The organism is Paraburkholderia sp. MM5482-R2, assembly GCF_050436125.1.
Taxonomy (GTDB): Bacteria; Pseudomonadota; Gammaproteobacteria; order Burkholderiales; family Burkholderiaceae; genus Paraburkholderia; species Paraburkholderia tuberum.
On sequence record NZ_JBNDLP010000003.1, the window covers coordinates 275,883 to 298,192 of the forward strand.

Sequence of the window (22,310 nt, forward strand, 5' to 3'; positions counted from 1 at the left end):
CCTGGCCGCTTTTGTTATGTCCGCGCGTTTCATCACGCGTTCGTCAGCATCATGTACATCTGGATCACGATGTCCGGCGAGAACGTGAACGGCACCCAGCCGTGGCCGGTGTGGCGCATCACCAGCAAGCGGTCGCCGTTCGACTGCTTCTGCACGGCCATCATCGGATTCTTCGTCGAGACAAATTGCCAGCCCGGCGGGATGCCTTGCGGCTGCTCCGGCGTCATCGAGGCCCGTGCGTTCGACAGTTCCTCGATCAGCCGGCCGATCTGATCCGGGCGTAGCGCGACGGTCTGGTCGCCGATCGTCATCGTGATTTCGTCGCGCGCGGGGCGGTTGATTTCGAGCGTCGGCTGGAACTGCGGGGCGGCCGGCTTATCGATCGCTTCGGCGTGCGTTTCTGCGTTTGCTTCGGTGCTCGCGGGCTGTTCCGCTGCTGCTTGCGCCGCTGCTTCGTGCGCGGCATGCTCCACCGCCGCGGGCGATGCCGCAGCGTCAGCGCTTGTCTCGGGAGTGTTCTCGGCCTGCGTGGCCACGACAGCCTGAATGAGCTGGTCGACGCCCATTTCCAGCGCGCCGAGCTGTTCGTGAAGATTCATGCGAGGTTTCTCAGGTAGGACCCGCGATTTTACCCGCTGCGAGCGGGCTTGGACCCGTCGCCGGCGCGGGACTTGTAACAAAATGCTTACGGCCGCTGTTCAGCCCTTCACTTAACCGTTCACTTATCCCTTGATCACCGCTTCAGATACCCCGCCTGCCGGAACCATTCGAGCGCATCGGCGAGCCCCTCGCGATAAGGCCGCGCCCGATACCCCAGCTCGCGTTCCGCCTTCGCCGACGTGAAATACATCTTGTTCTTCGACATCTTCAGTCCGTCGACGGTGACAAAAGGTTCGCGCTTCGTGAATTTGGCGACCGCTTCCGCGCCCATCGCGAGCGGATACAACGGCCAGCGCGGCAGGCTCAGTGTCGGTGCCTTGCGGCCGGTCAATGCCGCGATATCGGCGAGCATCTGCTGCAACGGCAGATTTTCGCCGCCCAGAATATAGCGCTCGCCGATCTTGCCGCGTTCGAGCGCAAGGATATGACCGGCGGCGACGTCGTCGACGTGCACGAGGTTCAGCCCCGTATCGACGAATGCGGGAATCTTGCCGAGCGCCGCCTCCAGAATGATGCGCCCGGTGGGCGTCGGTTTCACGTCGCGCGGGCCGATCGGCGTCGATGGATTGACGATCACCGCGGGCAGACCGTCCTCGGCGATCATGCGCTCGACCGCGCGCTCGGCGAGCACCTTGCTGCGCTTGTAGACGCCGATCGCCTGGTCGGCGCGCAGCGGCGAGGTTTCGTCGGCGGACTGGCCGGAGCTCGTCACCTTCAGCGTGGCGACGCTGCTCGTATATACGATGCGTTCCACGCCTTCCTTCAACGCCGCGCGCATCGTCGCCTCGGTGCCTTCGAGATTCGCGCGCTCGATCTCGCCGGGGTCCGGCGCCCACAGCCGATAATCGGCGGCCACGTGTAGCAGATAGCGCACGCCGCGCAGCGCGTTGCGCATCGATGCTTCGTCGCGCATGTCGCCGACGACGATTTCCGCGTCGAGCGATTCGACGTTCTTGCGCGGACTCGTCGCGCGCACCAGCACGCGTACGCGAAAGCCCTTGCTCTGCGCGATGCGCGCCACCGACGAGCCGACGAAGCCGGACGCGCCGGTCACGAGCACGAGATCGCGATGCTGTTCGGTCATTCTGTTTCCATTTCCTGCGTGACGGTCGACGGATTGTACGTGGCGCGCGCAAAGGATGGGCGTTGCCGAGCGCGCTCGCCGCGACGCGACTAGAATGCCGGCTTGAAAGATTGTCAGGCATTAAAAGGAGGTAGCGGCATGGCCCCGGATCTGGATGAGCGGATCGAAACGTATTACGCGCGGGTGCGCGGCACCGTGCAGGGCGTTGGCTTTCGCCTTGCGACGGTGCGCCAGGCGCACGCGCTCGGCATCAAGGGATGGGTCGCGAATCTCGACGACGGTTCGGTCGAGGCGATGTTGCAGGGACCGGCCAATCAGATCGACCGGATGTTGTCGTGGCTGCGTCACGGACCGCCGGCGGCGCGCGTGACCGAAGTGAGCGGCGAGGAGCGCGTGACGGACAGACGTTACGAGCGCTTCGAGCAGCATTGAGCTCGAGCTGCGCGAGTTAAAAAAGCGGCGCGCCGTCCAGAGGAGGGCGCGCCGCTTTTTCGTTTATGCCTTTATCGGCCGTTATTTGCCGCGTGGTCAGCGCTTACCGGGCCACCAACAAACTCTCCGCGAATCCCCACTCATCCTCGATCCATTGATGGCTGCACACGAAGCCGGCGTCATCGGCGATCGCGGGCAATTCTTCCGCGCGATACTTGTGGCTGCTTTCGGTCCAGATCGTCTCGCCTTCCGTCAGCGACACCGTCAGCTTTGCGGCGCGCACGTGAGCGGTGATATCGCGCTTCGCGCGCAGATGCATCTCGATGCTGCGCGCGTCCGGATTGAAGCGCGCGACGTGCTCGAACTCATCGAGCGGAAAGTCGCCGTCGAGTTCGCGGTTGACGCGCGCGAGCAGGTTCAGATTGAACGACGCGGTCACGCCGATCGCGTCGTCGTAGGCTGCGACCAGCACCGGCGTCGGTTTGATCAGATCGGTGCCGAGCAGCAGCGCGTCGCCGGGCGCGAGCATGTTGCGGATCTCGCGCAGAAAACGCGTCGCCGCGAGCCTGCCGAAGTTGCCGATCGTGCTGCCGAGAAACAGCACGAGCAAGCGGTCGCCGGGCGCGCGCTGCCGGCTCACTTCGGCGAGACCGGCCAGATAGTCGCGCTCATAACCGACGATCGAAATCCGCTCGATGTCACCGAGTTCGCGCCGGCACAACTGCAACGCACTGCGCGAAATTTCAATCGGGCAGTAGGAAGTAGGGCGTTTTTTACACAGCGCCTCGAGAATGCGCCGCGTTTTACGGCCGCTGCCGCTGCCGAGTTCGGCGACCGTGACGTCATGCGGCAAATGCTCGACGATGTCGGCCGCGTGCTTCGCGAGCAGACGTTCTTCGGCGCGCGTGACGCCATATTCGGGCAATACGGTAATCACTTCAAAAAGTGCGGAACCGACCTCGTCGTACAGATACTTCGACGGCAGCTCTTTCTGCGGCGTATGGGTGAGGCCGGCGTACACGTCGGCGGCGAAGGCGCGACGCAGTTCGGAAGGCGAGTTGCTGAGCGATAGGGCTGGCTGGGTCATGCTGGCTCCAGTAGTCACATTCGATGAGCGGGATTGCTGCCGGGCGGTGGCATGCGCGACGAAACGCAGTTGAGGCATGCCGTGGGCGAGATGCGCGGGCGGTGATTCGTGGCGGCCTGACAGACTGCGCTCGAGGCTGCATTCGCCGACCCGGCTCGTGGTAGCTGCTCGTTGCGTGCCGCTGTGGACGTCGTTGTCGCGAGTGGTGCTGCCACAGCGTGCAAAACTTGGGTAGCAAGATTCGCGCGAGGCGAGGACGAGCCGGAAAGGGCTTCGCCGGCCGCGGCGCACGAAGTTATGTTCTAGTGCATCGACGCGCGACGCGCACGACTAATTGCAGCCGACTGACGAAAAAGCGCAAGCCCGTTGGCGAATAACCCGTCTAGAATGCCCGTTTTCCTACGGTTTTGCACCGCCGCTTCAGAACGACAACGCAGCGTCTGCCGCTTTGCCCGCGTGGCCGCCTGCTCACGAGACATCATATTCATGACGACAACGAACGCCGCGAGCCTGCGTCGCGCGCCGCAAGCCCACGCGTCACACCGATCCCCGACCGCGCAATGAATCACAACGACTTCAGGCGCGGGATCGCATTGTCGGTCGGCGCGTCGGCGATGTTCGCATTATTGTCCGCTTACGCGACGCTGCTCAAACCGCTGTCGGGCCTCGACATCTTCGCGTGGCGCATCGTGTGGACCGTGCCTGGCGCGCTGCTGCTCGTCGCGGTGCGCAAGCGCCTGCCGATTCTGCGCGCGCTCGTTGTCCAAATGATGACGCAGCCGAAGCTCGGTGCCGCGATGGCCGTGGCTGCGGGCCTGCTCGGCGTACAGCTGTGGCTGTTTCTGTGGGCGCCGCTGCATGGGCGCATGCTCGAAGTGTCGCTCGGCTATTTCCTGCTGCCGCTCGTGATGGTGCTGGTCGGGCGCTTCCACTATCGCGAGCGGCTCGACGCGTTGCAGTGGCTCGCGGTCGCGTGCGCGGCGGTTGGCGTCGCTCACGAACTGTGGGTGACGGGTGCGTTCTCGTGGCCGACGCTCGTCGTCGCGCTCGGTTATCCGCCTTATTTCGTGGTGCGTCGTCAGATCAATCAGGATTCACTTGCGATGTTCACCGTCGAAATGGCGTTGCTGCTGCCGGTGGCCGCCGTGTGCATTCTCGGCGGCGGCTCGCTGCAAGCAATCGCCGGCCGCGCCGAAATGTGGTGTCTGCTATTGCCGGGCCTCGGTGCGTTGAGCACGCTCGCGCTCGCTTCGTATCTGAAGGCGAGCCGACTGTTGCCGGTCGCGTTGTTCGGCATTCTCGGCTACGTCGAGCCGGTGCTGCTCGTGTTCGTGTCGATCACGCTGCTGCGCGAAACGCTGAGCGTCGCGCAACTCGCGACCTATGTGCCGATCTGGATCGCCGTCGCGCTGACCGCGCTGCACAGCGTGCGCTTCGTTCGGTTCGCGTCGAACTGAACTACGGCGCTCGCTCAGCGATGCGCGTCGGTCCGCTGCGGATCGATGCGCGTCGGGCCTACCTCAGCCTCGATCGCATCGCGCAATTCGGGGCGCCAGCCGACACCGAACAGCGCTTCGGCGAGCACGAATAGCGGGCCGATCAACAGGCCGATCACGTCGTCGACGAATGCCGGCTTGCGATGTTCGTAGGCCACGTGGCCGACGAACTGGAACACCCAGCCGACCACGAACAGCCCAATGCCGGTCGCGAGCCACACGAGCGTCGTTTGCGCGGCGATCCACTCGCCGAACCCGACGCAGAGCGCCGAGACGCAGGCCATCAGCACGCCGAGCGGCACGTCGAGCGCGAGGTAGTAGACGGTCGCCGCCACGAACAGCAGCCACGCCGGCGACAACGTGACCGGGAACATCCCGGCGCCAAACGACGGGCGGCTCAGCAACACCGCGAGCGCGAGCACGATCATCGGAATGCCGACGAAGTGCGTGGCGATATTGCGCCGGTCGCGATGGTAGGCCGCGTATTGCGTCAGTTGCTGCGTCAGCGTTCTCATCAGTGCCGCTCCTGTGTCAAAGTCAGCATAATCGCGGGCAGCGGATTTTCAAACCATCGGGTAGCCGACAATCAGCAACGACCGTCCACGGATACCGTCCATGACAGCGCGTTTTTCATCGAAGGAGCTTGCCGGGCTGCTCGAGCGCAGCGCGTGGTTTCGCGCCGCGCCAGCCGAGCTGCGGGTGCAATTGCTCGACGCGGGGCGCGTCGAATCTCTCGCGGCAGATCAGCGGCTTTTCACGCGCGGCGCTGCCGACGACGGCCTGTACTGCGTGCTCGACGGCCTCGTCAGAATCGGCGCGGCGAGTTCGACCGGCAAGGAAGCGTTGCTCGCGGTGATCGAGCCGGTGAACTGGTTTGGCGAGATCGCGCTGTTCGACGATCGATCGCGCACCCACGACGCCTATGCCGAACGCGATACCGCGCTGTTTCATGTGCCGCGCGCGGCGCTCGCCGCGTTGCTCGAGCGCACGCCGGCTTACTGGCATGCGTTCGGTCTGCTGCTCGCGCACAAGTTGCGTCTGGCGTTCGAGGCGATCGAGGAAGCCGCGCTATTGCCGGCCGCACCGCGTGTCGCGCGGCGCCTGTTGCTGATGGCGGGCGGCTATGGCGAACCCGGCGCATTGCGCAACGTGCTGAAGGTCCCGCAGGAAGACCTGGCGATGATGCTCGCGCTGTCGCGGCAGACGATCAATCAGGTGCTCAAGCACTTCGAGACGCAGGGCGCGTTGAGGCTGCGTTATGCGGAGATCGAAATCGTCGATGCCGACAAGCTGCGTGAACAGGCTTTCGTCGAGCGCATTTAACGCGCGCTCGGGTGGCTGACGCGACGTTTCAATGGACCGATCGTCGCGGCGGGCAACGTGGTGAGCAGCATGTGCAACGTGAAGTGGAGATCTTCGCGCGCGATGTCGAGTTGCACGCGGTCTTCTTCGCGCACGGTTTCCGTGTTGATTACATAGACGCCGAGCGGTGAATGAAGCAGTGCGCGCAAGTGAGCGTGCGGCAGCGTCACGAGTAGAGCCGCGCGCGCCGACGGAAACGCAATGACGTTGCTGTGTTGAACCTGCTTGCTGGCAGGTTGCGGCGAGAGCTTGTCGAGCGATTGGGTAAGAGCCATGTGATGCGGCGTTGGTGCGACGCGATGGTGAATTGGAACAATTCGAGAGTAGTCGTCCGCGAGTAAAGACGGTGCAAAAATTCGCGCGTTTGTCGGCAAAAAGATACGACGGGGAATGACACGCGGCATAAAAAAGGCGAGTCATAAGACTCGCCCTCCCCGAACGGCACAGTCCGGCTTCGATCAACTTCTATTTGAACAGCACCTGCATGGCCGGTCAGCGCCGAAACCGATCACGTGTTATTGCGTTTTGGTCGTGTCGGCTTGTGCGCCGTCGGCTTTCGCCGGGGCAGTGCTGGCCTCTTTCGCACTCTCCGTTTTAGTCTTCGCGGCACTCGTTTCGGCGGCATTTTTGGCCGTGGACTTGTGGGCCTTCTTCGTATGGGCGGAAGTCTTTTTCACGTGCTTTTGCGTAGCGGCTTCGGCAGGCGCTTTCGTTGCGGTCGCGCCGGCTTGTACCGCGGTGCTTGCCTTCAGATTCGCCTGGCCGGTGGCTGGCAACTGCGTGGTTTGCGCGGGTTGTGCGGCAGACGGTGCGGTCGTTTGAGCAAAGGCGGTCGACACGAGCAGTGCGGAAGCAACAGCGGCGAAAAGCGTCTTCATGATGTGACTCCAGGTTGAATCGGTGGATTCGTTTGTCGCGGCTGAATCATTTCAGCGCTGCCGGTTTAACGTAGGGCGGAATACAGAAGTTGACGCCGCGCTGGTGACAAAACGTAAGTAGTGCGTCAGCGCGGATACATGTTGCGACTCACAAAGCGAATCCCCGGAAAGGCGCCACGCTCAATGAAGACGCGACCGCGGTCTTGCCGAGCAATTGCGCTAAAGCCTCCGGCGAGACCGCTGGGCTAAACAGGAAACCCTGGGCCACCGTGCATCCGTGACGGACCAGAAACTCGCGCTGGACATCGAGCTCGACCCCTTCAGCGACGACATCGAAGCTCAGCGTTTCAGCAATCGCGATGATGGCAAGCGACAGAGCTTCGAGTTCCTTGTCTCTGCCGATTTCGCAAACGAAGGCGCGATCGATCTTGATGCGGTCGACGCTAAAGCGTTTCAGATAGCTGAGGCTCGAATAACCGGTGCCGAAGTCGTCGATAGCGATGGACACACCGAGTTCGCGCAGTTCGCGAAAAGCCCGTTGCGCTTCTTCAGCGTTGCGCATCAACGTGCCCTCGGTGACTTCGAGCTCCAGCAGTTCGGCGGGCCAATGGGCATCGTCGAGTGCCGAGTGCACTACGCCTGGAAGGTCCGCCCGTTCGAGTTGAAGTGGCGAAACATTGACCGATATGCGCACGGGCGGAAGCCCCGAGAGTACCCATGCGCTCGCCTGCAGACACGCCTGCCGCAATACCCACGTGCCGATGTTCTGGATCAGACCGGTTTCTTCGGCAAGCGGGATGAAGACGGCCGGCGAGACTTCACCGAGTTCGTCGTCGTGCCACCGCAAAAGTGCCTCGGCACCGACGATGCATCCGGTTTTCATGTCGATTTGCGGCTGATACGCCAGATACAACTCATTGGCTTTCGCCGCGCGCCGCAGTCGCGTCGTGAGCCGCAACTTCTCGGCGGCCGCCCGGCTCAGCTCCGGTTCGTAGAATTGATAGCCGTTTCTCCCGCGCGATTTAGCCACGTACAACGCGGCATCGGCATTTCGCGTGAGCAGTTCCGGCTGGGCGCCGTCTTGTGGAAAAGTACTGACGCCGATGCTTGCTTCGAGATAAAGCTCGTGCTCGCCGATGCGATACGGCTCGCTCATCTCGTGAATCAGCGTGTCCAGCATTTCGGTGAGTTGCTTCGCGTCGGCCCGTTCCGCGACGATGACGAATTCATCGCCCCCGTAACGCGCGACGAAATCCGTCGCGCGCAGCAGACGCTGAAGCCTTCGCGCCACGGCCTGTAGCAGCAAATCGCCAATGCGGTGTCCGAGCGAATCGTTGACGTCCTTGAAACGATCGAGATCGAGGAACAGGACGGAAACGTTCTGACCTGTCGCTGCCGCGCGGACGAGCGACTCTGAAAGATGTTCGCCGAGCAGCACCCGGTTCGGCAGATCGGTCAGTGCGTCGTATCTGGCTTGATGCTCGAGTCTTGTGAGCGAACGACGAAGATGCGCTCCAATGCGCCCGTTCCAGTGAATCAGCGAAAGCAGCAACAAGGCCGAAGCGACGCCGCAGCTCAACAGCATGCGCGTAAACCACTTCCCATCCAACGAGGATTTGCTGACGACTAAAGCGACCTTGGCGTCGGCCGCGAGTCGTACGTCGACGACCCGCTCGAGAACGCTATAGAAATAGGCGTCGATTTGTTCGAGTCTGGGGTCGCCCACTGCCACACTGCCGGGATGTTCCGCGATCTTGCGCGCAAGACCAAAGCTCAGCTCGCTAAGTCTGCCGATCATGTCGTCCAGATCCGACAGCCTCGATATGCATTCCTGATTCTCGCTGCAGCTCTCGCGCGCGTCGCGCGTCAACGCGAGCAGTTCCAGCATCGGAAAGCTATAAGCGGCGCGGTCGTAAAGCGGCACCGTTGCGATCGAGGTGTAGAGCGTCGCATGCTCATCGAGCATGACTTGCTGAACCTGGTCGAGGTCGTGGCGCAGCCGCCCGGAAGCCTGGATCGTCCGAAGCGAACTGTCCTGCTCGCTGCTCTGGCGGATTGCGAGGAAGGTACTCGTCGCAATGACAGCGAGAATGGCAAGTACGGCTATGACAGTACCGGCTTTGCGCGTTGCTTCCTGTCCCAAGGCCCTTCCCTTTCCGTCGACCCGGCGCGGGCGAACACCGACCCGCCCGGATAGTGAATGTTTAGGTGGCTGCATGACTTGCCTTAGGGCGCTCCGGATCTGCCTGTAACGGACGGCGCGCGATGGGTCTGCTTATCCGCCTATCGATCGGCAAATTCCACGCGGTTGCGCCCGCTTCGCTTGGCGCGGTACAGAGCCGCATCGGCGAGGCCATATGCGGTGTCGAAACAGGTTCCGACCTCGTTGATGCTGACGCCAAAGCTGGCCGTGATGCGGCGCTCGACGGGTGGAACGACCAGCGAGTCACCGATGGCTTCTCGCATGCGCTCGGCAAGAATGGCACCGCTGGCCGGTTCATGACCGGGCAGCAGGACGGTGAACTCCTCACCGCCCACTCGCCCGATGAAGCCTTGTTCCCCGACGATTCTGCGCAGACAATCGACGACCCCCGAAATGACCGCGTCGCCGGTGGGGTGGCCGTAGTCGTCGTTGATCCGCTTGAATTCGTCGATGTCGAGGATGATCATCACCGCGCTGCTGATGCGCAAGACCTTGGTGGTCCGTTCGATCACGGCACTGCGGTTCAGTACGCCCGTCAACGCGTCGTGCGATGCGCGATACGCCAACTGCTGGGCCAGCGCCTGCATCTCGCGTTCGGCCCGGTCGCTGCGGCCGATCAGGCGCCGTGTCTCGCGCATCAGGCGCTGGAAGTGCTCGATCAGTTCGCCCAACGACTGGCGATACTCCGCGGGGTCCGCATCGATGATCGAATGCATGGCCCGAGCCTTTGCCAGCGCGGTGCTTTCGTCCTGGAACAGATCGGGTGCGCCACCCGAGGACACGTCAAGGGAAGAGGTCGAACGCACTTTACTTTCCCTGCTGCGCAATGGGACGATCGGTGAACTCGATCGCGCCGAAATCGGCTTTCAGTTCTTCGCCGAACTCGGCAATGGTCTCGTCTTCCTCGTCGCGATACCAGTTCATCGACACGCGGCTTCCCGATTCCGCCGCCTGATCGAGCGCGTCGAAGATGCTGAACAGCATTTTGGTACTCGAGCTATTGAAGTACGTCAGCGCGACGTCGATGGTGATCTCGGCCCCGGCGTTCGCGGCGAGGTATTTGCGCATCTGCTCGATGATCGGCGCGTAAAAGGCGGCTGCGTTTTCGGGGTAAGACTCTCCCCTGATCGACAACGCGTGTTGGTCGAAGCGAAAATCGACTTCGGGCGACGTCGTCGTCGCCGGGATGTGTAGGTTTTCCATTGTTCGTGTGCCTTCCTGCTCAGATGATGGCCATGAGGCAAAACAGCGTGGTGCCCGGTTCGTCGGCACGCGGATGAAAAGCGAATTCAAGCGGCGCGCTCGCATCGCGCGCCATCGTCAGGAAGCCGAGCCCGGCGCCCTTGCTGTCTTTCGGAGCATCGGTGCGCAATGAAACCTTGTACGCTTGCTTGATTTCTTCGAGTGACATGTTGCGCAGAGGCTCCAACCTGCTTCGCAGGTCCTCGACTTCGGCGGTCGCGATGGGATTGACGCACAACATTACGTGATGTTCGCCGTGCCTGGAGATGCACACCGCGCCCTCGCGTATCTCGCCTGCCCGTGCGCCACCGGGCTCCAGCGCGTTCGACGAGTAATGAACGATGTTCTGTGCCAGCTCGATAAAGGACGAGAAGAGTTTGCGGCGAGTAGGACCGCTGACGCCGGCGACTTCGAGCTGCAGTTTCACGACTTCGCCCATCGACGCGACGATGTTATGGGAGAAGTAGCCCTTGTGATAGAAGAGCACGTTGCGCCGCTGCGCGAGTTCGAAAAAGGCGCTGTCTTGTTCTAGTAGTTGGGACATTCTGGGAATTCGCTAAATGCGGGCACAGAAAAGCGTGACGTCGTCACGGCGTGGTTGCTTGCCTTGCCACTCCGCGAGCGCGAGCCGGACGCGCTCGCAAATCGTCGCCGGAGTTTCGGCGCGGTTTTCGAGTATCAGGTCGAGCGCCCGGCGCCGGCCGAAAGAAATGTTGCGCGGGCCGCCGATCTGATCGGCGAGGCCGTCGGTATAGATGAACAGCAGGCTGCCCGCCGCGACCGGAATCGAGCGCAAGCTCCACGCATAGTCGGCGCGACTGTCCACATAACCGACACCCATGCGGTCAGCGCCGATCGTTTCGAACTCCGCGGCATCGGGTGACAGGATGTGCAGAGCGATCCTCGCGCCAGCAAAATGCAGCACGCTCTCCGTGGCGTCGAACCAGAAGAGTGCGGTATCCAGACCGTCGTTGGATTGGGTTCCTTCGTCGGCACTGTTCACTTGCCCAAGCAAGCCCTTGACGTTTTGATTGACGGCCGCCAGTAGCGCGGCGGGGTCGCGCGGACCGATCTGTTCGAGCGCCTTCGACAGCGACGCCGAAGCAAGCAAGGTCATGAAGGCGCCCGGTACGCCATGTCCGGTGCAATCGGCAACAGCGCCAAACCAGCCGTTCGGAAAGGCCGCGAAATGATAGAAGTCGCCGCCGACGACGTCGCGAGGTTCCCAGACCATCGCCGCGTCGCGCAGCTTCATCGACAGGGTCTCGCTGGAAGCACGCAACATGGCGCGCTGTATCACGCTGGCGTACTCGATACTCTGCATGATCTGGCGGTTCTTCTCCGCCTGCATTTCCGCGACCGCACTGATGAGCTGCAGACCACTGCCGAGACCCGAGAAGAGTCCGTCACGTGTCACGATGAAACCATCGACCAGCGCTTTTTCTCCCGCCTCGACGGTCCTGAACGTCAGCGCTTCGATGCTCACGTCGGCGTCGACGACGAGCGGTTCCTTGTCCATGAACGCGATGCAACTCTTCTTGTCGTAAAGCTCTCGATGGAACGGCTTGCTCATTTGCGACATGAAGATATCGCGGTTGATCAGGCCGATGGGACGGTGGTCGTCGATGACAGCGAGACTCTGCATGTCGCGGCGCGCCGAGAAGATCTCCATGACCACGGAGTTGGGATCTTCAACGTCTACGGATGGAACTTCCTGGCACAAGTCGCCGGCAGTGCGCGGATTACCCTGTGCGGAAGAACGGCGAAATCTCGAGAACGCAGCATGCATGGCGACGCCAGTCGATGTGTGAAGAAACCTCGCACGCTAAGGTTTCTCTATGTACATTATGTGACAGAGGGGAGGCGATCCGCTCTATTGGCGCGAGATTAGAAAACTAGCGGTCACGCAAAGGTTTGCGTGACCGACATCAGTAAAAATTGCGATCTGCGAGGTTGCGCAAATGCAACGCCGCCGAATCCGTTATTGAAACGGGTTCTGCACGATACCTGGTTTAGCATCCGGCTCGTCCTGCACCTTTGCCGGTAAATCCTTCTGAGCCTGCAGGCTCGCGACGATCGCATCGAGCGCTTCCTTCAACGCGAGCGCCGCCTTCAGTCCGCGTTGATCGCGCGTCAATTCGAGCGTGCCGTTCAGCACGACACGCGTCGTGCCATTGCTGAGCGTGAGCGCATCGCCTTGAATGTTGAGCACGTCGTCATCGTTCGAATAGGGCTTAAACACCTTTCAGTCCTCCTGGCCGCTGGTCCTTGAGGTTGTCCGGAATGCCCGGAAAGCGGATGCCCGACATCGCTTCGAGTTCGTGAATCGTGCGGATGTCGTAGCGGTTGGTCGCTACATTATCAACCACGACTGCGAAGGCCAGTTGACGCGACGGCACGTAGACGACCTTGTACAACTGGGTGGGCACGAACACGCGCGTCGGGCCGATCGTCTGCAATTGTTGGCCGGTGAACAGCGGTCCGGTGACGACGTACGCGTCGTCGTAGGCGAGTGCGATCTTGCGCACGGCAGTTTCGATGCGTGCCCACAATCGTTGGTTGTTCTGACGATTTTGCGGCACGATGTTCGCGAGCGAGAACGATTGCGCCATCGCCTCGTCGTTCCACCGATTACCCGCCGGACTCATATGACCGCGATCGAAGCCGCTGCGTTTGTAGTCGGCGAGTGTCGCGCCTTCGCCTTCGGGCAGACGCGCGTCTTCGAAGAACTTGTTGGTGCGCACCATGTCCTTCGCTTCTTCGATGTGCTCACGCGTCAGATGCTCGGCAGACCACAGCGGACCGTGCGTGATACCCGAATGCAGCACCGCGAAATCGCTATAACAAAGCAGGCGCGTTTTCGGCGCCATCTTCTGATTGGTGAGGACGGGCCATTGCGCATTCGGCGTGAATCCGGTGCAGGAAGGCGCCGCGCTCGCATGAGCGGCGACGGCGAGTAACAGACAGGCAAGCCACTTCTTCATGGGTCGGTGGTTCGATGAACGGGGACGCAAGTATAGCGTCGTGGCCCGCATCGAGCGACTGCACAATGCGAATCGAAGGAAGGGAATTGGAAACGGCAGAGGCGGCGTGCGCCGGACAAAAAAATGGGCCGCTTTGCAGCGACCCGAATGCGTGGACTTCCGAATCTACGCACGCAAGCTTAAGAAGGTCTTAAGGCGTGCGCTATCGCGGCAGGTTATGTTCGATTGCGCACGAACAGATTTACACGTATGAACAGTGCTCGCGCAATGAGCCGGAAGTTTCGACCGGAAAAGAGAAGCGCGACGAATCGCGCCAGAACTTAATTACCGAACACGCTGTTTTCAGCGTGCACTTTTTGACGATCCACCGCCTGCAAACGCCAGAAGCCGCTAGTCGCCTTGCGTGTTTGCAGCGCGGTCCATGCAGCGGCGCCTTGCGCGGCGCTCACCCGCTCCTTGCGATCGACGTGCAGACCGCGCAACGTACAAAGCGGCGCGTCGGCGCTCGGTGCGCACAGCGTGGTCACGCCGTTTTCGTCGCGCAGTTCGCCCCATGGGGGCAGGTCGATCCCTTGATGCGCTTCTCTCGACCACCGATGTTCATCGGTATCGAGCCAGAGCACAGCGTAATCATGGCTTACGGTGGGATCGGAACCGTTAATCAGGATGGTCAGTCGCATATCAGTTCCGTTCATAAATTGCGAAGCGCCTTATCAGTCTAGGCGGCGCGGCGCTTTATGCAAGACAAAGGCATGATGTGCGAATGGAAAATCAAGTCGCCAAAAGGTGTGGCGAGGTACGGTGAATCCTTACTGCGCCGCGGCGTACGCGATATGCATGCAGTAACGACCACATGCAGACCGCGAGCCGCGACAAATCAACGCAGCCGAGAGGGGCTCAAGCAAGATCGAGCGAAGCGGTCAGATCGCCGAGCGGCGCGAGTCCGTTGCTTGCGAATGCCTTGTCGCGCGCGACCACGCCATCGAGTGGCGCGAGTCCATGCACACGGTTAATGAAACGCAGAATCGAGTTCGTGTCGTACACCGTGTGATCGACATAAGCCTTCTTCGCCAGCGGCGAGATCACGAGCGCGGGAACGCGCGAACCCGGACCCCAGCGATCGCCGATCGGCGGCGCGACGTGGTCCCACCAACCGCCGTTCTCGTCGACGGTGACGATCACGACCGTGTTCTGCCATTGCGGGCCGCGCTGGATGTGCTCGATCAGCGTCGCGATGTGACGGTCGCCCGAGGCGACGTCCGCATAGCCCGCGTGCATGTTCAGGTCGCCCTGCGGTTTATAGAACGTCACGGTCGGCAAACGTCCCGCGTCGATGTCGGCAATCAGGCGATTGGTCGACGCGTCGTTGCCCATGCCGCCGTCGCGCAGATAGCGGCGGCGCGCGGCGGTGCCCGGCGCGTAATTGGCGAAGTAGTTAAACGGCTGATGGTGGTACTGGAAGTCGGGCATCGATCCCGTATCGCGATGATCGAGCGCGAATTGCCACGCGCCGCTATACCACGCCCAGTCGATGCCCTTGCCGGTCAGCCGGTCGCCGATCGTCGCGTAATTCTGCGGCGGCATCACCCGCGGGTTCGACGGATCCGCGAAAGCCGGGTCGCCGCCTTCGGCCGGACGCACGCTGCTGGGCTGATACGGCGGCGCCATCGTGTTGACTGCGTAGCCGTCGGCGGTGAAAGCGCCGTCATTGACGAACTTCGGCGGACCGTCGAGCGCCGACGCGGGCGAATTGGGCGCGAGCTTCAAACGGGTGCCGGTCGGATCGTCGCCTTCCACGACCGACACCATCTTCTTCGCCGGACTGTTGTGAATGTCCGGATAGTAGGGCGCCTGCGCCGAGATCAGGAAGATATGGTTCAGCCACGAGCCGCCGAAGGCGGCCATGAAGAAGTTGTCGCACAGCGTGTACTGCTGCGCGAGATTCCACAGACGCAGCGTGTCGGCGGAATTGCGGTAGTGCCCCATCACAAGGCCGCCGGAATCGCCCCACGCGGCGAACTGGTTGTTGCGCCCCGCGTTGATCTGCATCTGGTTCTGATAGAAGCGATGGATGAGGTCGCGCGTGATCACGCCGGTCGGCAGCGGCGCGCCGTGCGCATCGACGATGCGGAAAGGCCGGTTGCGCAGATGATCGAGATCCTTTTCGCCGATCATGTAGCGCTTGCCGTCCACTTCCTGCGCCTGCGGCACGAGCCCGCCCCAGATCGCCGGCAGCCGCGGCAGCGGCGTCTTGCCATCGCGGTCGAGCTGGACGTATTGCTCGGCGGTGACCGCGTCGAGCGGATGCTGGACGCCCGGGTAGTTGCCGTACAGGTTCGCGAAGCTGCGATTCTCCGCGTAGATCACCACGATGTTCTTCACCTGATCGTGCAGCGCAGCGTCGAGCCGCAAGTCGGCGGCGCTGCGCGGCGGCCCGTTGCCCGCGAGTCCCTCGCCTGTTTTGCAGCCGGTCAGCGCAAGGCCGAGGCCGACCGCCGCGAGACCGGTCAGTACGCGCCGGCGTTCGGGATCGTCGGGGGCGTCGTTGGTGTGATCGATTGAATCGGGGTTGTCCAGTTTCGGCGGCAGGTGAGGATCGTGGTCGGTCATCGGTGAGTTCCGAAGGAGACGTGACGGTCGCATCGGCGCCGCTCGAAGCGGCGCGCGCGACACCGGTTACGGGTCCGCCGATGGCGGCAGGCCTCGCGGCTTTACGGCAGCCGACGCTTGACGCGCCAACTGTGATGCGTGGCATCGACGGCCAATAGTAGCCAGTGCCGTGCGTCGATCGGATGACGTTTTTGCGTCGCATAACGGTCGACGGTCAATTCGAGTTCGTCATGTGCGCGCCGATGGCAGGTGGCGTGCGCACCGGAACCGTCCGCGAATTCGACGCGCGCCTCGGCGACGTTTGACGCGCAGGCCGGCTCGGGAAGATTCGCGATGCGCACCGCGCAGCCCGGATAAAGATGCGAGTCGGCAACCTGAATCTGGACCGCGCTGGACATGACGTGGCCTCCTACGCTTGGGCGGCGCGAGCGAGCGGCTGGAATACACCGCGCCGCCGGACCGGATCAAAGCATAGCACCGCGCATGGCCGATTCGCCGCATGCTTCGCGCTATCATCCTGAATTGAACCCGATGAACCGCATAGAGACGGCAGCCAAGATGGCAAAAGAAGAGCAGACAGGAGTGGGACGCAGGCAGGCCAAACCGCGTGCGGCGGCAGCCTCCGCGGCACAACACGAACCGGCGCAGTCGCACGCGCAAAGCGCGGACATGCCCGCTTCCGCCGCCGACGACGACAGCGCCGGCGGCTCCACATATCTGGTGCCGGGCCTCGAACGCGGCCTGCGCATCCTCGCCGAATTCAGCGCGCGCGAGCCGGTGCTCGGCGCGCCGGAGTTATCGAAGCGGATCGGCATCCCGCGCACCACCACGTTTCGTTTACTACAAACGCTCGAAGCGCTCGGCTTCCTCGAACGCGTCAACGGGGACCGCTATTTCCGGCTCAGCGTCGCGGTGCTGCGGCTCGGCTTCGAGTATCTGAGTTCGCTCGAGCTGACCGACGTCGGCACGCCGATTCTCGAACGCCTGCGCGACGCGACCGGGCTCAGCACGCATCTGCTGATCCGCGATCAGCGCGACGTCGTATTTGTCGCGAAGGCGCAGACGCACGAGCCGATGTACAGCTCGGTCAAGGTGCACGTCGGCACGCGCCTGCCCGCGCATGCAACGGTGCATGGCCAGGTGCTGATGGGCGATCTGAGCTTCGAGGAGTTGCGCCAGCTGTATCCGGAGCCGCAGCTCGAACGCTTCACCGAGCGCACGCCGGCGACCGTCGAAGAACTGTATGGACGGGTGCGCGAGAGCGCGGCGCTTGGCTATGCGGTCAGCGAGGCGTCGTTCGAGCGGGGGATTTCGGTGGTGAGCGCGCCGGTGCGTGACCAGAGCGGTAAGATCGCTGCCGCGTTGACGGTGACGATCCCACGTTCGGATATTGGCGAGACCGCCGAGCGCGAGCCGCTGATCATCGCCGTATGCCAGGCGGCGCTGGAGTTGTCCGAGCGCCTGAGCTATCGCCCGAGGCCGGACGATCCGACCGCGATGCAGGCGCGCCGCAGATCGGTTGCCGCGCATTGAGTGCGCGCTGATTTCACGGTGCTACTACTTCCAATACTTATTTCATATCTGTCGGCGAGTCCTGCTGCATTGCACATCCGGACTCGCCGTGTCACGTCGTCAAATCATCAGAACGAGTGATGGATGCCGCTCAGGACGATCGCCTGATTACGGCCGCTCGATACGCCCGCGGTGAAGAACGCCGCGTCGGTGTTCGAACCCGCGCGCTGATACAGCGCGTTGATATACACCTGCGTCGACTTCGACAGCGCATAGATGTTGCCGATCATGAACTGCGTCCAGCGATGGCCGGCCAGCGTCGTCGTCGCGGCGCCGCCTGCGATCGTGTTGAACGGCGTGACCTGCCAGTTTGCGCCAGCGTCGTAGCTCTGATAGGTGTCCGAGTGACCGGCGCTTTCGAGCTTCACGCGGGTGTACAGGCCGTGTACGAGCACACTGCCGAACTGGTACGACAGGCCCAGGCCCATGTTCTGCAGGTTGTCGGCCGTGTAGGTCGCGGCGGGCTGACCCTGGAAGGTCGTGATGCCGGTCGTCACGATAGACGGCGTGCGGTTGTTCTCGTTCGAATAGCTTGCGCCTGCCTTGAAGCCGCCGTTGGCGTACGTCGCCGCAAAGCCATACGAGCGGCCGATCGCGAAGTTGGTCTGATTGCCGAGGCCCATCATCGCGCCGAAGGTGAAGCCGTCGAACGATGCCGAACGGAATTTCGCCGAGTTGTCGTACGGCACGACCGCGGTGTTGGCGAGCGCGTCGATGTTGCCCGGGTGGAACGCGTACCAGCTCGCCGCCTGGTAGCCGGTGCTGAACGGGCCGAGTATGTCGAAGCTGAACGGCGTCTGATGACCGAAGCTCAGCGTTCCGATCCGGTCGGAAGCGAGACCGACGTAAGCCTGACGGTTGAACAGCACGCCCGCTTTCGCCATCGCGCCCGTGTTCGTATAGAAGCCGTTTTCGAGCTGGAACACCGCCTTCAGGCCATTACCCAGATCTTCGACGCCCTTCAGGCCCCAACGGTCAGGCTGCATGTTGCCCTGTTCCTGAATCCACTTCGAACTGCCGCCCACGTTGCTGATGTACGCGACACCGGCATCGAGGCTGCCATATAGCGTCACGCTGCTCTGCGCCCACGCGCCCGTGGTCATGCAAGCTGCCGTCAAACCGGCCGCAATGATTTGCTTCACCGTTGGTCCTCCTGATCAAACGACGTAGACACTCGCCGAATGCGCCGTCCTTGATCTGTTCTCTGGGGTTAATTCCGTTCTGGTTTCTGCGCCAGAACCACATCGGTCCTACGTTATGCGTTCCACCTATGGACATACGTATCGCCTATGGAAAGTATATTGAAGCTGAGATCATCCAAAATAGATTTTGAGATCGGTACAAACCCGTGGTTGCCGATCGTCCCCCGTCTGGGATTCCGGCTAGGCCATGCTTGACGAAGGCCCGCGTGGATTGGGGCTGTGCGCGCGGCATGGCATGCCGATGTGTGCCAAAAACGACAGTCGGTGTTTTCCCCTAAGAGCTCATTTTTTTATTTTCTCGGCGTAGACCGACTCCTATAATCGACCATATACGAACTGCTGTTCCTTATATGGAACATAAAGGTCCAAGGAGAACGTGAGAAATGACCGAACCATGGCGCTGTGCCGGACATGCCGGTGACCTGTCCGAAGACTCCCCGCTCGAGTTCAAGCTCGACGGCACGGAGATCGGCATCTACAAGGTGGGCGACGAGATCTACGCGATGGAAAACGTCTGCCCCCACGCGTACGCGTTGCTGACGCAGGGCTTCGTCGACGGCGACACCGTCGAATGTCCGCTGCACGAAGCCGTGTTCCATATCCCGACCGGCAAGTGCCTGAAAGAGCCGGGCGGCCGCGACCTGAAGATGTACTCGGTACGTCTCGCAGGCGAAGAAATCCAGATCAAGGTGGAATGACATGCGAGAGATAGCCGTGAATTTCAATCCCTTCCTGAAGCCGTGGCTCGCGCCGCAACCGAACAACGTCGCAGGCAAGGGCGTGATCGAGAAGCCGGGCGAGAGCAGCAACATGGTCTGGCAGAACCGCAAGGCCGAGCCGACCCAGTACGAAAACGACTTTGGCGATGCGCTCGAGCGCGTTTTCGAAGCCGGCGCGACGGAACTGCAGGAGGTCGCCGACGGCTTGAACCGCGACGGTTTCCGCACCCCGGAGGGCACTCAGTGGAACGCCGAGCGCCTGGCCGCCGAATTCCGTCAGCTCGCCGACTAGGCGCGCTTTTCCGAACAGGTTTCATCGCATTCGTACTGGAGTCTCCTCATGACGTCCCCCACTACAACTGAAGGCACGGCTGATCCGGTCAAGTCGTATCTGGACCGCGGCCTGCGCAACTACTGGTATCCCGTCGCGCCGAGCTGGCAGGTCGGCAACGCGCCGATCGGCGTCACGCGTCTCGGCGACCAGATCGTGCTGTGGCGCGATAGCGAGGGCAAAGTCCACGCACTCGAAGACCGCTGCCCGCACCGCGGCGCGCGTCTGTCGCTCGGCTGGAACCTCGGCGATCGCGTCGCGTGCTGGTATCACGGCGTCGAAGTGAACGGCAGCGGCACCGTCATCAACGTGCCGGCCGTGTCGAGCTGTCCGCTCGAAGGCAAGACCTGCGTGAAGTCGTACCCGGCCGAAGAACACGCCGGCGCGATCTTCCTGTGGTTCGGGGACGACGCGCACCAAGAACCGGCGCCGCTAGTGCTGCCTGACGAACTCGTTGGCGAGGAATACGCAAGTTTCCTGTGCATGTCGAACTGGAAGTGCAATTACCAGTACGCGATCGACAACGTGATGGACCCGATGCACGGCGCCTATCTGCACGCGACGTCGCACTCGATGGCCGAAGGCGACAAGCAGGCCGAGATGCGCGTGCGCAAGACCGAAACCGGTCTGATCTTCGAGAAGATCGGCCAGCGCGACGTGAACTTCGACTGGGTCGAACTCGGTGACACCGGCGCGCTGTGGATGCGTCTCGCGATTCCGTACAAGAAGAAGTTCGGGCCGGGCGGCAACTTCGGCATCATCGGCTTCGCGGTTCCGGTCGATGGCGACAACTGCCAGGTTTACTTCTGGCGCACCCGCAAGGTGCAGGGCTGGCAGCGCGACGCATGGCGCTTCCTGTATCGCAACCGCCTCGAAGGTCTGCACTGGGACGTGCTCGAGCAGGACCGCTACGTCCTCGAAAGCCTCGCCCCGAACGCGCGCGATCACGAGTTCCTCTATCAGCATGACGTCGGCATGACGCGTGTGCGCCGCATGCTGCGTCAACGCGCGCAGCAGGATCTCGCCGCGCTCGAAGCGCATCGCGCGGCCAACACGACGCCCGCCGCCAACGAAGCCGGTCACAGCCATGCATAACGACGCACTCGCAGCGCTCAAGGGCCGGCGCGTCCTCGTGACGGGCGGCGCGCGCGGTCTCGGCGCGGCGTTCGTCCGTGCGCTCGTCGAAGCTGGTGCACAGGTCGTGTTCGGAGACGTGCTGCACGACGAAGGCCGCGCGCTCGCGGCATCGCTGCGCGAGCAGGGCCACGCGGCAACTTATCTGCCGCTCGACCTCGCCGATCCGGCCAGCGTCAAGCAGTTCGCGCAAGAGGGCGCGGCCCAGCTCGGCGGTCTCGACGCGCTGATCAACAACGCGGCGATCACGAACTCCGGCGGCAAGTTCGCGGACGAGCTGTCCGTTCAAACGTGGGACGCCGTGATGAACGTCAACGTACGCGGCACCTGGCTGATGAGCACCGCCGCGCTGCCGTATCTGCGCGAATCGGGCCGCGGCGCCGTCGTCAACATCGCGTCGGACACGGCGATGTGGGGCGCGCCGAAGCTGCTCGCGTATGTGGCGAGCAAGGGCGCCGTGATCTCGATGACCCGCTCGCTCGCGCGCGAATTCGGCGCGTACGGCGTGACCGTCAACGCGATCGCGCCGGGCTTGACCGAAGTGGAGGCAACCGCGTACGTGCCCGCCGAGCGTCATCAGTATTACCTGCAAGGCCGCGCGCTCGCGCGCGCACAAGTGCCCGACGATGTGACCGGGCCGGTGCTGTTTCTGTTGTCCGATGCCGCTCGCTTTGTGACCGGCCAGCTGCTGCCGGTCAACGGCGGCTTCGTGATGAATTGATCTTGTCGAATCGAAAGGAGAAAGAGATGGCGGACGCCGACAACGAACGCAAATCCTGGGACCAACCCGCGGACGCAAGCTTCCAGCAATGGCTGGACAGCCGCGTCACACGCCTGGAGACGCGTCGCTACGACTGGGACGCGCTGAAGTTCCAGGCCGACTACGACCCGAAGTATCGCCGTGCGCAGATGCGCTATGTCGGTACCGGCGGTACCGGCGTCGCGAAGGACATGAACACGGTGCCCGCAGGCAACTTCACGTTCTCGACGATGGTGATCCCGGCCGGCAACATCGGCCCGAGCCATATTCATACGGATGTCGAAGAAATATTTTTCGTGCTGCGCGGCAAGATGAAAGTGATCTGCGAGCGTGACGGCGAGACGTGGGAAGCGGTGCTCGGCGAGCGTGACCTGATCTCGGTGCCACCCGGCGTGTACCGCACGGAAGTCAACATCGGCGAGGAAGACGCGCTGATGTGCGTGATGCTCGGTTCGCCGAAGCCGATCACGCCGACGTATCCGCCGGATTCGCCGCTCGCGAAGATCAAGCGCGGCTAACGCGCTGCCACGCCGTCCACGTCGTTCCACTTCACC

27 protein-coding genes are annotated in these 22,310 nt (G+C 62.5%); 10 read left to right on the top strand and 17 right to left on the bottom strand.

Translation table 11 applies throughout. The features are described from left to right. Positions 1-32 precede the first annotated feature (32 nt). Positions 33-599, bottom strand: a complete 567-nt coding sequence (locus tag OKW37_RS23330) for a hypothetical protein (RefSeq protein ID WP_184057731.1) — start codon at positions 597-599, stop codon at positions 33-35. Between the two features lie 134 nt (positions 600-733). Beyond that, positions 734-1,744, bottom strand: coding sequence for a hopanoid-associated sugar epimerase (gene hpnA / locus OKW37_RS23335; RefSeq protein ID WP_429403899.1), 1,011 nt, complete (start codon positions 1,742-1,744; stop codon positions 734-736). Between the two features lie 138 nt (positions 1,745-1,882). On the opposite strand from hpnA, the gene OKW37_RS23340 reads away from it, so the two are divergent. Beyond that, entirely contained in the window at positions 1,883-2,176 is a 294-nt protein-coding gene (locus tag OKW37_RS23340) for an acylphosphatase (protein WP_090808088.1), read from the top strand. A 103-nt stretch (positions 2,177-2,279) separates the two neighbouring features. Here OKW37_RS23340 and egtD read toward each other — a convergent pair whose 3' ends face one another. After that, on the bottom strand, positions 2,280-3,263 hold the full coding sequence (gene egtD, locus OKW37_RS23345; protein ID WP_429403900.1) for an L-histidine N(alpha)-methyltransferase: 984 nt from the start codon (positions 3,261-3,263) through the stop codon (positions 2,280-2,282). Positions 3,264-3,823: 560 nt separating this feature from the next. On the opposite strand from egtD, the gene rarD reads away from it, so the two are divergent. Further along, positions 3,824-4,720: an EamA family transporter RarD gene (rarD, locus tag OKW37_RS23350; protein WP_184057740.1), complete on the top strand. Its 897-nt coding sequence runs from the start codon at positions 3,824-3,826 to the stop codon at positions 4,718-4,720. 14 nt (positions 4,721-4,734) lie between these two features. Here the strand turns inward: rarD and OKW37_RS23355 are convergent, their stop codons facing one another. Continuing rightward, positions 4,735-5,274, bottom strand: a complete 540-nt coding sequence (locus OKW37_RS23355; protein ID WP_184057742.1) for a DUF962 domain-containing protein — start codon at positions 5,272-5,274, stop codon at positions 4,735-4,737. A 100-nt stretch (positions 5,275-5,374) separates the two neighbouring features. Between OKW37_RS23355 and OKW37_RS23360 the strand changes: the two genes are divergently transcribed. Beyond that, positions 5,375-6,082 carry a Crp/Fnr family transcriptional regulator gene (locus OKW37_RS23360; protein WP_429403901.1) on the top strand — a complete coding sequence of 236 codons (708 nt, stop codon included), beginning with the start codon at positions 5,375-5,377 and terminating at the stop codon, positions 6,080-6,082. On the opposite strand, the gene OKW37_RS23365 is transcribed toward OKW37_RS23360, so the two are convergent. The 3 genes from OKW37_RS23365 to OKW37_RS23375 all read right to left on the bottom strand — a co-directional run bounded on the left by OKW37_RS23365 (position 6,079) and on the right by OKW37_RS23375 (position 8,965). Then, positions 6,079-6,396, bottom strand: coding sequence for a hypothetical protein (locus OKW37_RS23365; protein ID WP_184052781.1), 318 nt, complete (start codon positions 6,394-6,396; stop codon positions 6,079-6,081). The two genes, OKW37_RS23360 and OKW37_RS23365, sit on opposite strands and share 4 nt — an antisense overlap. Before the next feature lie 240 nt (positions 6,397-6,636). Further along, the gene (locus tag OKW37_RS23370) at positions 6,637-6,999 is read right to left on the bottom strand and encodes a hypothetical protein (RefSeq protein ID WP_429403902.1); all 363 of its coding nucleotides are present in this window, start codon (positions 6,997-6,999) and stop codon (positions 6,637-6,639) included. A 148-nt stretch (positions 7,000-7,147) separates the two neighbouring features. Then, a complete protein-coding gene (locus OKW37_RS23375) occupies positions 7,148-8,965 on the bottom strand; it encodes a putative bifunctional diguanylate cyclase/phosphodiesterase (protein WP_429403903.1) in 1,818 nt (605 codons plus the stop codon). Here OKW37_RS23375 and OKW37_RS23380 point away from each other — a divergent pair. Continuing rightward, a complete protein-coding gene (locus tag OKW37_RS23380; protein WP_429352782.1) occupies positions 8,951-9,196 on the top strand; it encodes a hypothetical protein in 246 nt (81 codons plus the stop codon). The genes OKW37_RS23375 and OKW37_RS23380 overlap by 15 nt on opposite strands. Positions 9,197-9,282: 86 nt before the next feature. Here OKW37_RS23380 and OKW37_RS23385 read toward each other — a convergent pair whose 3' ends face one another. The 9 genes from OKW37_RS23385 to OKW37_RS23425 all read right to left on the bottom strand — a co-directional run bounded on the left by OKW37_RS23385 (position 9,283) and on the right by OKW37_RS23425 (position 16,436). After that, entirely contained in the window at positions 9,283-10,008 is a 726-nt protein-coding gene (locus OKW37_RS23385; protein WP_184057746.1) for a GGDEF domain-containing protein, read from the bottom strand. Between the two features lies 1 nt (position 10,009). Further along, positions 10,010-10,405: a DUF1987 domain-containing protein gene (locus OKW37_RS23390; protein WP_184057748.1), complete on the bottom strand. Its 396-nt coding sequence runs from the start codon at positions 10,403-10,405 to the stop codon at positions 10,010-10,012. A gap of 19 nt (positions 10,406-10,424) precedes the next feature. Beyond that, positions 10,425-10,988, bottom strand: a complete 564-nt coding sequence (locus OKW37_RS23395; RefSeq protein WP_429352783.1) for a SiaB family protein kinase — start codon at positions 10,986-10,988, stop codon at positions 10,425-10,427. Between the two features lie 12 nt (positions 10,989-11,000). Next, on the bottom strand, positions 11,001-12,233 hold the full coding sequence (locus OKW37_RS23400) for a SpoIIE family protein phosphatase (RefSeq protein ID WP_429403904.1): 1,233 nt from the start codon (positions 12,231-12,233) through the stop codon (positions 11,001-11,003). Between the two features lie 192 nt (positions 12,234-12,425). After that, the gene (locus OKW37_RS23405) at positions 12,426-12,686 is read right to left on the bottom strand and encodes a hypothetical protein (RefSeq protein ID WP_184057752.1); all 261 of its coding nucleotides are present in this window, start codon (positions 12,684-12,686) and stop codon (positions 12,426-12,428) included. After that, a complete protein-coding gene (locus tag OKW37_RS23410) occupies positions 12,679-13,428 on the bottom strand; it encodes a DNA/RNA non-specific endonuclease (protein ID WP_429403905.1) in 750 nt (249 codons plus the stop codon). Before OKW37_RS23410 ends, OKW37_RS23405 begins: the two co-directional genes overlap by 8 nt. A gap of 320 nt (positions 13,429-13,748) precedes the next feature. Beyond that, positions 13,749-14,108: a DUF3564 domain-containing protein gene (locus OKW37_RS23415; RefSeq protein ID WP_129956126.1), complete on the bottom strand. Its 360-nt coding sequence runs from the start codon at positions 14,106-14,108 to the stop codon at positions 13,749-13,751. A gap of 217 nt (positions 14,109-14,325) precedes the next feature. Further along, positions 14,326-16,038, bottom strand: a complete 1,713-nt coding sequence (locus tag OKW37_RS23420) for an acid phosphatase (RefSeq protein ID WP_429403906.1) — start codon at positions 16,036-16,038, stop codon at positions 14,326-14,328. A 101-nt stretch (positions 16,039-16,139) separates the two neighbouring features. Beyond that, complete coding sequence (locus tag OKW37_RS23425; protein WP_184057758.1) at positions 16,140-16,436, bottom strand: hypothetical protein; 297 nt, start codon at positions 16,434-16,436, stop codon at positions 16,140-16,142. A gap of 160 nt (positions 16,437-16,596) precedes the next feature. Between OKW37_RS23425 and OKW37_RS23430 the strand changes: the two genes are divergently transcribed. Then, positions 16,597-17,571 (top strand): IclR family transcriptional regulator, encoded by a 975-nt coding sequence (locus tag OKW37_RS23430; RefSeq protein WP_184057760.1) that lies wholly within the window; start codon positions 16,597-16,599, stop codon positions 17,569-17,571. A gap of 107 nt (positions 17,572-17,678) precedes the next feature. Here OKW37_RS23430 and OKW37_RS23435 read toward each other — a convergent pair whose 3' ends face one another. Continuing rightward, positions 17,679-18,752, bottom strand: coding sequence for a porin (locus OKW37_RS23435; protein ID WP_429403907.1), 1,074 nt, complete (start codon positions 18,750-18,752; stop codon positions 17,679-17,681). Positions 18,753-19,195: 443 nt separating this feature from the next. On the opposite strand from OKW37_RS23435, the gene OKW37_RS23440 reads away from it, so the two are divergent. Genes OKW37_RS23440 through OKW37_RS23460 form a run of 5 tightly spaced genes read left to right on the top strand, consistent with a single transcriptional unit; the run spans position 19,196 to position 22,274 of the window. Next, positions 19,196-19,510 (top strand): non-heme iron oxygenase ferredoxin subunit, encoded by a 315-nt coding sequence (locus tag OKW37_RS23440; protein ID WP_090808057.1) that lies wholly within the window; start codon positions 19,196-19,198, stop codon positions 19,508-19,510. A gap of 1 nt (position 19,511) precedes the next feature. Then, positions 19,512-19,823 (top strand): recombinase-like helix-turn-helix domain-containing protein, encoded by a 312-nt coding sequence (locus OKW37_RS23445; protein ID WP_184057764.1) that lies wholly within the window; start codon positions 19,512-19,514, stop codon positions 19,821-19,823. A gap of 48 nt (positions 19,824-19,871) precedes the next feature. Next, positions 19,872-20,957, top strand: a complete 1,086-nt coding sequence (locus OKW37_RS23450) for a Rieske 2Fe-2S domain-containing protein (RefSeq protein ID WP_429403908.1) — start codon at positions 19,872-19,874, stop codon at positions 20,955-20,957. Beyond that, positions 20,950-21,717, top strand: a complete 768-nt coding sequence (locus OKW37_RS23455; protein ID WP_184057768.1) for an SDR family oxidoreductase — start codon at positions 20,950-20,952, stop codon at positions 21,715-21,717. Before OKW37_RS23450 ends, OKW37_RS23455 begins: the two co-directional genes overlap by 8 nt. Positions 21,718-21,743: 26 nt before the next feature. Beyond that, the gene (locus OKW37_RS23460) at positions 21,744-22,274 is read left to right on the top strand and encodes a cupin domain-containing protein (RefSeq protein WP_429403909.1); all 531 of its coding nucleotides are present in this window, start codon (positions 21,744-21,746) and stop codon (positions 22,272-22,274) included. The last annotated feature ends 36 nt before the right edge of the window (positions 22,275-22,310 follow it).